Source organism: bacterium (assembly GCA_018814885.1).
Lineage (GTDB): Bacteria > Krumholzibacteriota > Krumholzibacteriia > LZORAL124-64-63 > LZORAL124-64-63 > JAHIYU01.
Map to the genome: position 1 here is coordinate 1 of JAHIYU010000039.1, position 9,013 is coordinate 9,013.

Below are 9,013 nucleotides of genomic sequence, written 5' to 3' on the forward strand. Positions count from 1 at the left end.
CGAGGGCTGGAAAAAGAACGGGCTGTTCTGTAGAATGGGACACGATGAAAGCCTTTCTTTGCGGTGTAGTTGCTTGTGGTAAAACAACTTTAGCCGATCGGAAGGCTTTCGTCAGTTAAGATTCATGAATAATCCGGGCTAGGAGCTTGTCAATCGTACCGTCCTTTCGCCAGGCATTGAAGCGATGATAGATCGACTGCCACGGGCCATCGCGTTCTGGTAGATCGCGCCAGGGTGCGCCGCTGTGCAGAACCCAGAAGATGGCGTTCAAGACTGTCCGGGCCGACCTGGCAGGGCGACCGGTGACGGCGGGCGGCGGGAACATGGGGGCGGGCGCCCCGTTGCTCGTCCGTCAGTTCGTAGCGGTGCATCCTCGCTGGCCTCCTTTGCTGGCTGCCTTCCGTGGCAGCCGGGAGCCAGCTCACCAGATCAAACCGTTTTCAGACAGAGCCTAGCCCCCGGTCACAGGCGATTCGATGTGCCCCCGGCAACTTCGGTCGCCGGGGGTTTTTCGCTATGGATAGCGGGACCCGGCGCTCCGGAATCGGACCCAATGAGCGATGTCCAATGCCTACAATGCAGATCGGAATATGTCTTGTCCCGTATATCCGAGCGTCCTATGGTAGTCCCGGTTCGTGGACAGCTAACTTCTGTGCGGAGGTCTCCCATGATGCGTCTCTCACTGCCGGCGGCGGGCCTGCTCGTCCTGGCCGCGGCGCAGGCCCAGGCTGGCGGCTACCTCGACCGTTTCGAGCTGCCTCCGGGCGCCGGATATGTCGGAGCGGAAACCTGCCTCGAGTGCCACGACGACGTGAGCGAGGCCTACCTGCACTCGCCCCACGCCATCTCGCGCGCCCTGGCCGTGCCCGGGACGGAGGTCTACGGCTGCGAGGCCTGCCACGGACCCGGCAGCCTGCACGTCGACGAGGGGGGCGACGGCTTCATCCTGGGCGTCGCGTCGCTCGGCGGGCTGGACGACGAAGGCCGCGCCGGCATGTGCATCCAGTGCCATACCGCGCGGCGGCTGGACTGGAACGGGGGCCCCCACGCCGGGACGGGCGTCACCTGCGCCGACTGCCACGCCGGCCAGGTCCACTTCGGCGGCGCCGCCGAACCGGCCGCCAACTTCCGCAACGCTGCGGAGTTCTGCCTGCAGTGCCACGCCGCCCAGGCCGGCGATTTCCGGCTGCCCTTCCACCACCGCGTCCTGGAGGGGGAGGTGTCGTGCGCCGACTGCCACGACCCCCACGCCGGCTTCGCGGCGTCGGGCTGGAACGAGATGAACGAGGTATGCCTGGGCTGCCATGCCGAGATGGCCGGTCCCTTCGTTTTCGAGCACGAAGGCGTGGCGGCGGAGGACTGCACGGCCTGCCACCGGCCCCACGGCTCCATGAACGACAAGCTGCTGGCGACCGACGGCGGCTCGCTGTGCCTGCAGTGCCACTTCGAGGCGGGCTTCGACGCCGACGCCGACTGGGCCATCGGCGATATGAGCCATGACGGCCTGCTCGACGGCGAGGCGCGTTGCTACGACTGCCACGTCGAGATCCACGGCTCGAACGTCTCGCCGACGTTCAGGAACTAGGGGGGGAGCGGTCATGAAGAAGTCGGGCACGAAGACCGCGACGGTGCTGGTTGCGGCGCTCCTGATCGCCGGCGCGGCGACCGCAGCCGCCGAATTGCCGGTCCAGGCGGGACGGATCTGGGCCCCGGCCGGCGACCTGATCGGTCCGGGCAACAACTGGACCATCGGTTTCGATCTCCTGGACGACGCCGGCTCCCCGGCCAAGATCGCCGAGGACGAGTGGCTGGTGGATCGATACCGCCTCGGCGGCCTCTTCGGCTGGCGCCGCACCGAGGAAGACGGACGCTGGTTCCTGCTGCGCGGCGCCGGCGACACCGGGGGCGAGCCCGGCGGCGCCGGGCGCTTGGCGGTGGCCCTGGGCGATCCCGGCAACTATGTGTTCACGACCAGCTTCCGCAGCTTCCACCATTATTACGACGGCACCAGCGAGCTGCGCGCGTCCGCCTTCGCCATGGGTCCGCCGCCGCCCTCGCTGGATCCCGCGCCGGCGCTCACATGGAGCCGGGGCGAGCTGAGCCTGCGCTATCACGTGCAGGACGGTCTCGACATGTCGGCGGGCGCCAGGCGCACGCGCCGCAGCGGCGACAAGAGCAGCCTGCTGCGGAACGCCAGCGGCGACGCGCCGCCCGCGGTCAAGACCTTCGAGACCTGGACCCGCGAATTCTGGCTGGGCGGTGCCTACGCGCACCGCGGCTTCGCCGGCGATCTGCGGCTGAGCCACCGCGGCAGCGACGGCACGCGCACGCTCGAGGGCCTTCACAACTATGCCGACGATCAGAAGCTCTGGAGCGCCCGGCTGGCGACGTCCCTGGACGTCAACGACCGGCTGCGCGTGCAGGGCAACACCTCGACCACCTATCTGGAGAATACGCTGCGGGAAGCCCTGGTCGGCGGCGTCTACACGCCAGTCGGCGAGGCCGCGACGGACGTCGGCCAGCTCGGCGCGATCGCCCGGCTCGGCTGCGCCTCCACGCTGCGCCTGTCCGCGGCCCTGCGCGACCAGGCCGTCGAAGGCCGGACCGAACGGGACGACGCCGTCCTGCGGGCCACCGACCGCGACCGCCGCAGCCAGGACTACCGCGCCGTGCTCACCCACACGGGTCTGGCCCGGGCGCGCCTGCAGCTGAGCTACCGCTACAGGATATCCGACCTGGACGAGACGGTGGCCAGGGACGGGTTGCCCGGCAGCGGCCTGGAGGGCGACTCCCAGACGACCGCCCAGGATCGGACCGACCAGGAGGCGGGCTTCCGCGGGCGCTACCGTCTCGGACGCGGCGCGAGCCTGAAAGCGCGCGTGACCTGGCGCAAGACCGAGGTCGAGCAGCTCGACACCTGGGACACCGCGTCCGGCGAGCCATGGCTGTACTGGATGGGCGACCGCGAGCGCGAGCAGCTGCGCTGGCAGGTGTCCGTGCAGACGCGGCCGCTGCGGTCGGTGCGGCTCGACCTGGGCCACCAGGCCGTCGATCAGACCTTCACCCGACGCGATGCGGGGGACGCCGAGACCACGTGGCGGGCCCTGCGCGGCTACGCGGCGTGCAACTGGCTGGTGAGCGACCGCCTGACCCTGCTGGGCACCGTGTCGCTGGGCCTGGAGGAATACGCCCTGACCGGCGCGGCCGGCGCCGCGGCGGGCATGGCGCCCCTGGTCTACGACGGCACGACCCTCCGTTTCGCTCCCGGCGCCTCGCTGCGCCTGAGCGACACCCTGCACGTAGAGGGTTTCTACGAGGGCGTGCGTCACGAGGACCAGGCCGGAGCCGCGGGACCGGATGACGACGTCAACGCCGATCTCGACCGCGTCCTGGTGCGCGCGGACTGGCGTTTCGTGCCGGAGCTGACACTCCAGGCGGCCTACCGGCACCACGAGTTCGCCGAGAACCGGTGGGACGATTACAGCCTGGACCTCTACGCCCTGTCCTTGAGTGGGGCCTTCTAGCGGGCTAGGCGGCGCGGCCCTTGCGCCGCCGGTCCCCGAACAGGGAGAGCAGGCGCGTCATCAAGAGGCCCTTGAAACCGCGCCAGGTCCAGCGCTGGGCGATGGCTTCCCGGTAGGCGGGCAGTGCCTCGCCGTAGCGGCCGTCGCCGCGCAACCCCCAGGCATAGCCGAGACGCATGTACAGCAGCTTGTCGTCGAGGATGCGCCGCACCTCGGGGTCGGTCACGTGCGCGATCTGGCGTTCGCGCACCCTGATCACGGACGGGAAGCGGCGCCAGCCGCCGGCGGAGATGCCGTCGCCGTTCAGGCGGTAGACGTGGCAGGGACGGTCGAGGAAGGCGAAGACGGCGCCCCGGTGGGCGAGCTTGAGCCACATGTCGATGTCATCGCCGTTGCGCAGCGTCTCGTCGAAACCGCCCGCCTCGCGCAGCAGGCGGCGGCGGACCATCACGCTCGACGTGCCCACGAAGTTGCCGCGGATCAGCTCGTGATAGACGTCCGGGCCGGACAGCAGGGAAACGCCCGGCAGGCCGGTCGGACGCAACAGGCGCCGGAAGCCCCGATAGTCCGCGAGGAAACGCTCCTGCAGCGTGGCGCCGGCGCCGTCGATCTGCCGGAAATCGGTGCAGACCAGATCCACCTCGGGCAGGGCGGCGAAGACGGCGGCCTGGGCCGAGAGCTTCCCCGGCAGCATCACGTCGTCCGCGTCCAGCAGAGCGATGAGCTCGCCGCTGGCGCGTTCGACGCCGACGTTGCGCGGACGCGCCGGACCGCCGCTGTTGGCGATGCGCAGCGCGGTGATCCGGCCGCCGTAGCCGTCCAGGACGCCGGAGGTGTCATCCGGCGAGCCGTCGTCCACGGCGATGACCTGCACGCGGGGGTAGTCCTGGGTCAGGACCGACTCCAGCGTTTCCGGCAACGTCCGCGCGGCCCGGTAGCAGGGTACGACGACGCTGATCAGGGGCGTCTCGGCCATTGATCCTCCATGAAAACGCGGTGGCGGTCGGCTATACTCCGCCGACCGTGCGGGTACGGTTGGCATCGGCCGAAAGTCCAGAATCTGAAGGAGTGAAGCGTGGATACCAAGGAACGCCTGGAACAGCTCGCACACGGTTATCAGAATTCCGTCATCCTGCTGACCGCCCTGCAGGAGGGCCTCATCGAGGCCATCGGACGGGATGCGCACCGCCCGGCGGAGCTGGCCGCCCGCCTGGAGCTGGACGGGCGCGCCGTCGACATCGTCCTGCACGCCCTGGCGGCGGCCGGGGTCCTGGACCGGGACGTCGACGGACGGTTCAGCCTGCCGCCGGACAACGCGGAGGTGCTGCTGCCCGACGGCGCCGACTCCCAGGCGAGGATCTTTGCCCATCACTACGACCTGATGCGGCGCTGGGTGAAGCTGGACACGACGCTGCGGACCGGCGAGCCCGTGCCGCGCGAGCAGACCGCGCGCAAGCACCGCAACTACATCTGCGGCATGCAGGACGTCTCCCGCAAGTCGAGCCGCGATGTGGCCGACAGCATCGACATGAGCGGCGCCAGGCGCCTGCTGGACGTGGGCGGCGGTCCGGCCACGGCCTCGCTGACCCTCGCGGCCGCGTACCCGGAGCTCGAATGCGTGGTCTTCGACCTGCCCGAGACCGTGGCCATCGCGCGGGAGGTGATCGTCGCGTCCGGCCTCGCCGACCGCGTATCCGCGGTGGAGGGCGACTACTTCGCGGACGATTTCGGCGAGGGCTTCGACGTGGTCTACGTCTCCAACATCGTCCACAGCATCGGCGCCGAGGCCATCGCCACGATCTACCGCAAGGCACACCCCGCGCTGGTCCCCGGAGGGCGCATCATGGTGAAGGACTTCTTCCTGGACGATGACCGCTGCAGTCCCTCGTTCGGCGCGCGCTTCGCCGTGAACATGCTGGTGGCGACGCAGCAGGGGCGCGCCTACACCCGGTCGGAGACGATCGAGGCCCTCGGCGATGCCGGCTTCGACGATTTCGAGGTCGTCGACGTGGCCAAGCACAGCCAGGTGATCATCGGGCACAAGTCTTAGGAGTGTGGGCAGGTGGGATTCCGGTGCCCCATCACACGAACAGGCGAGCGGACACGGCTCGTGCCAGGGCGCCGTCCGACGACCTCCTGTCGCCGGACGGCTTGGCGTCCAGGGCCTTCCGCCCTCCGTGGCTCCAGGCCCTTGCCGACGCCTTGTACGAGCCGTGTCCGCTCGCCTGTTCTTGATGTCGACTCGGATAATCACCGGCCCAAGCCCATGAAATGTGCCCGTTGATGCAGATGGTGCGGCGCCGGCGTAATCGCTTATCCTGTAGATCATGAATACCATTCTCAATAAACAGACGGGGGTTCCGGGCTCCCGCAGATCGATCCCCTTTCTTCGCGCGGCCGCGATCCTGGCGATCCTGACCGTGTGCACGGGTGCCCTGATGAACGACGAGACCACCGAGGTGCGCACGCCTGCGCGGATTCGCGAGGCGGGCAACCATCTGCGGGACGAGAGCTCCGTCTACCTGCGGCAGCACGCCCACAATCCCGTGGACTGGTATCCCTGGGGCGACGAGGCGCTGGACCGCGCGCGCGACCAGGACAAGCCCATCTTCCTGTCGATCGGGTACTCGTCCTGCCACTGGTGCCACGTGATGGAGCACGAGGTCTTCGAGCACGACGACGTGGCGGCGCTGCTCAACGAGAGTTTCGTCTGCATCAAGGTGGACCGGGAGGAGCGTCCCGATCTGGACGCCGCGTACATGGAGGCCGTGCAGGCCATGACCGGTCGCGGCGGCTGGCCCATGACCGTGTTCCTGACCCCCGGCCTGAAGCCCTTCTTCGGCGGCACCTACTTCCCGCGCGACCAGTTCCTGCACCTGTGCCGCAACATCGCGAAATCCTACGCCGAACAGCGCGGCGAGGTCGCCGGCCAGGCGACTCGCGTGGCCGAGCATCTGTCGGGCATGCCGCTCGCCGGAGGCGGGGACCGGGTACCGGACCTGCAGGCGGTCGCGGCCGTGGCGGAGACGGCCCTGGCGCGATACGACGAGACGTGGGGCGGCTTCCAGCAGCAGCAGAAATTCCCCACCCCGCTGCGCTGGCGCTTCCTGCTGCACCAGTACCGGCGCACCGGGGACGAGCGGATCGCCGCGGCGGTCGAGCACACGCTGGCGGCCATGGGCAGCGGCGGCATCCACGACCATCTGGGCGGCGGCTTCCATCGCTACACCGTGGAGCAGACCTGGCTGGTGCCCCACTTCGAGATCATGCTCTACGACGACGCCCAGCTCGCCGGCCTCTACCTCGAGGCGTCCGCGGTCTTCGACGATGCGCGTTTCCGCGGGATCGCCGTCGACCTGCTGGATTTCATGCTGCGCGACATGAGCGATCCCGCGGGCGGCTTCTACGCCAGCTACGACGCGGACAGCGGGGGCGAGGAGGGCAGCTTCTACGTCTGGACGCCGGCGGAGATCGTCGCGGTGGCCGGGCCCGTGGACGGTCCCGTCCTGTGCCGCCTGCTGGGCGTGACGCCCGAAGGCAACTTCGAGGGCCGGTCCATCCTCACGCGCCGCGTCCCGGCGGCGGCGGCGGCCGCGGAGTTCGGCCGCGCGGAGGCCGACGTGGCGGCTCTCTTCGACACGTATCGCCAGGCCCTCTACGACCGCCGCGCGGAGCGTGTCCGGCCCGGTCTGGACCGCAAGCTCGTGACCGCCTGGAACGGCATGGCCCTGTCGGCCTTCGCGCGCGGTCACGCCGTGCTGGGCGACGCCCGCTACCTCGAGGCGGCCCGCCTGGCCGCTGACCGGCTCTGGGCCCTGCACCGCGACGAGCGGGGCCGACTCTGCCGCGCCTCGACCGACGGCGTGCGCAGCGGCGACGGCATCGTCGACGACTACGCCCTGCTCGCCGAGGGACTGCTCGATCTCTACCAGGCCGGCGGTCAGGCGAAGTACCTGCGTTGGGCGCGGGAACTCCTGGCCACCGCCCGCGATCTCTTCGTCGATCCCGAGGGCGGTATCTTCCTGACCGCCGGGGACGCCGAGGCGCCCCTGGGCCGCCGCACCGACGTCTTCGACAGCGTGGAGCCGTCCGGGGCCTCGGCCATGCTGCACGCCTTGCTGCGCGAGTCGGCCCTGACCGGGGAGCCCGACGGTCTCACGCGGGTGGGAGAGGTCCTCGCGCGCCACGGCGACCTGCTGGCGAGCGCGGGCGTGGAGATGGCGTGGTGGGCCGACGCCGCGTCCCTGTATCACGGGCCCCACTACGACGTGGTGATCGCCGGCGATCCCGCCGCGGCGGGGACCCGCGCCCTGCGCGAGGCCTACTGGCGGCTGGATCCGTCTTTCGCGGTGCTGTCGTCCGTGCCGGCGACCGGCCCCGACGGCGGGTTGGCGGACCTGCTGCCCGGCACGCGCGGCAAGTCGGCCGTCGGCGGGGTGCCGACCGCCTACGTCTGCAGCTTCGGCGCCTGCGCGGAGCCGGCGACAGTCGCGCCGAAGCTGCAGGCGCAGCTGCGAGCGCAATGGCGGCATTGAACACGTTCGATCCCGCGACGGGTGTTGACGTTCACCGCCGACTTGCGCTATCATTAATGGACGTCGCCGCCGCCGTCACGCGGCGGCGCTCTGGAAACTGAAGCGAAGAGAGCATCGGGATGACCCGCATCGGCCTTCAGAACGACGCACTTGCCAGCCGCCTTCGGTGGCGTTGGCGGTATGTGTGCCGCGCGGATGGCAGGTGCGGATCGGTTATCTAGGTTTTCGGACCAGACACGATCCCGACAGACCCGCCATCCGCCGATGGCGGGTTTCTTGATGCCCGCCGCCGCCGCCTGACGGTCACCGCAGAGCTGGAGGTTGACAATGCTCGCACCGACGCGCGACGCGTATCTCGAGATGACGTCGCAGGGCCGGCGCACCCCGCTGCGGCGGCGCATCCCGGCCGACCTGGACACGCCCGTCTCCGCCTACCTGAAGCTCATGCCCCAGGGGGCGGTCTTCCTGCTGGAGAGCGTGGAACAGGGCATCCAGGTGGGGCGCTATTCGTTCATCGGCGTGGGGCCCTGCACCGAGATCCGCCTCGAGGACGACCTGGCCGTGACCTCCCGCGACGGCGAAGAGGCGACCGCGCAGGTGGACCGGGCCGATCTCTTCGCGCCGGTCCGCGCGGCCCTGGCGGAGTTCGCGGACCTGGAAGGGGAGGGCCTGCCCGCGCCCTTCGCCGGCGCGGTAGGCAACATCGCCTACGACGCGGTGCGCCACTTCGAGCGCGTGCCGCTGCCCGAGGCGGGCTGGGTCGATGACCTGCCCGACTACCGTTTCGTGATCCCGACCACCCTGGCCGTCTTCGACCACGTCAAGTGCGAGATCGAGCTGCTCACCATGCCGGCCAACGGTGGCGGCGAGAAGGCCTACGACGAGGCCGCCGCGCGCATCGACGAACTGCTGGCCGCCCTGGGCGCGCCGCTGCCGCCGCTGCCGGATCCGGCC

7 protein-coding genes are annotated in these 9,013 nt (G+C 70.0%); 5 read left to right on the forward strand and 2 right to left on the reverse strand.

Features of this window, described 5'->3' with window-relative positions; translation table 11 throughout:
- Window positions 1-115: 115 nt before the first annotated feature.
- Window positions 116-325, reverse strand: a complete 210-nt coding sequence (locus tag KJ554_02220) for a transposase (GenBank protein ID MBU0741151.1) — start codon at window positions 323-325, stop codon at window positions 116-118.
- A 342-nt stretch (window positions 326-667) separates the two neighbouring features.
- Between KJ554_02220 and KJ554_02225 the strand changes: the two genes are divergently transcribed.
- Window positions 668-1,585: a DmsE family decaheme c-type cytochrome gene (locus KJ554_02225; GenBank protein MBU0741152.1), complete on the forward strand. Its 918-nt coding sequence runs from the start codon at window positions 668-670 to the stop codon at window positions 1,583-1,585.
- Window positions 1,586-1,598: 13 nt separating this feature from the next.
- A complete protein-coding gene (locus KJ554_02230) occupies window positions 1,599-3,524 on the forward strand; it encodes a hypothetical protein (protein MBU0741153.1) in 1,926 nt (641 codons plus the stop codon).
- A 4-nt stretch (window positions 3,525-3,528) separates the two neighbouring features.
- Here the strand turns inward: KJ554_02230 and KJ554_02235 are convergent, their stop codons facing one another.
- Entirely contained in the window at window positions 3,529-4,500 is a 972-nt protein-coding gene (locus KJ554_02235; GenBank protein MBU0741154.1) for a glycosyltransferase, read from the reverse strand.
- 99 nt (window positions 4,501-4,599) lie between these two features.
- Here KJ554_02235 and KJ554_02240 point away from each other — a divergent pair, with 99 nt between their 5' ends.
- The 3 genes from KJ554_02240 to KJ554_02250 form a co-directional block, all read left to right on the forward strand.
- The gene (locus KJ554_02240; protein MBU0741155.1) at window positions 4,600-5,574 is read left to right on the forward strand and encodes a methyltransferase domain-containing protein; all 975 of its coding nucleotides are present in this window, start codon (window positions 4,600-4,602) and stop codon (window positions 5,572-5,574) included.
- Between the two features lie 388 nt (window positions 5,575-5,962).
- Window positions 5,963-8,059 carry a thioredoxin domain-containing protein gene (locus KJ554_02245; protein ID MBU0741156.1) on the forward strand — a complete coding sequence of 699 codons (2,097 nt, stop codon included), beginning with the start codon at window positions 5,963-5,965 and terminating at the stop codon, window positions 8,057-8,059.
- A 327-nt stretch (window positions 8,060-8,386) separates the two neighbouring features.
- A partial coding sequence (locus KJ554_02250) for a hypothetical protein (GenBank protein ID MBU0741157.1) occupies window positions 8,387-9,013 on the forward strand: 627 nt, incomplete at its 3' end.

Bases quoted from the DNA above. Each gene is read 5' to 3' on its own strand.
- KJ554_02245 (MBU0741156.1), top strand. From the start codon at position 5,963: ATGAACGACGAGACCACCGAGGTGCGCACGCCTGCGCGGATTCGCGAG.
- KJ554_02220 (MBU0741151.1), bottom strand. From the start codon at position 325: ATGTTCCCGCCGCCCGCCGTCACCGGTCGCCCTGCCAGGTCGGCCCGG.
- KJ554_02235 (MBU0741154.1), bottom strand. From the start codon at position 4,500: ATGGCCGAGACGCCCCTGATCAGCGTCGTCGTACCCTGCTACCGGGCC.
- KJ554_02230 (MBU0741153.1), top strand. From the start codon at position 1,599: ATGAAGAAGTCGGGCACGAAGACCGCGACGGTGCTGGTTGCGGCGCTC.
- KJ554_02225 (MBU0741152.1), top strand. From the start codon at position 668: ATGATGCGTCTCTCACTGCCGGCGGCGGGCCTGCTCGTCCTGGCCGCG.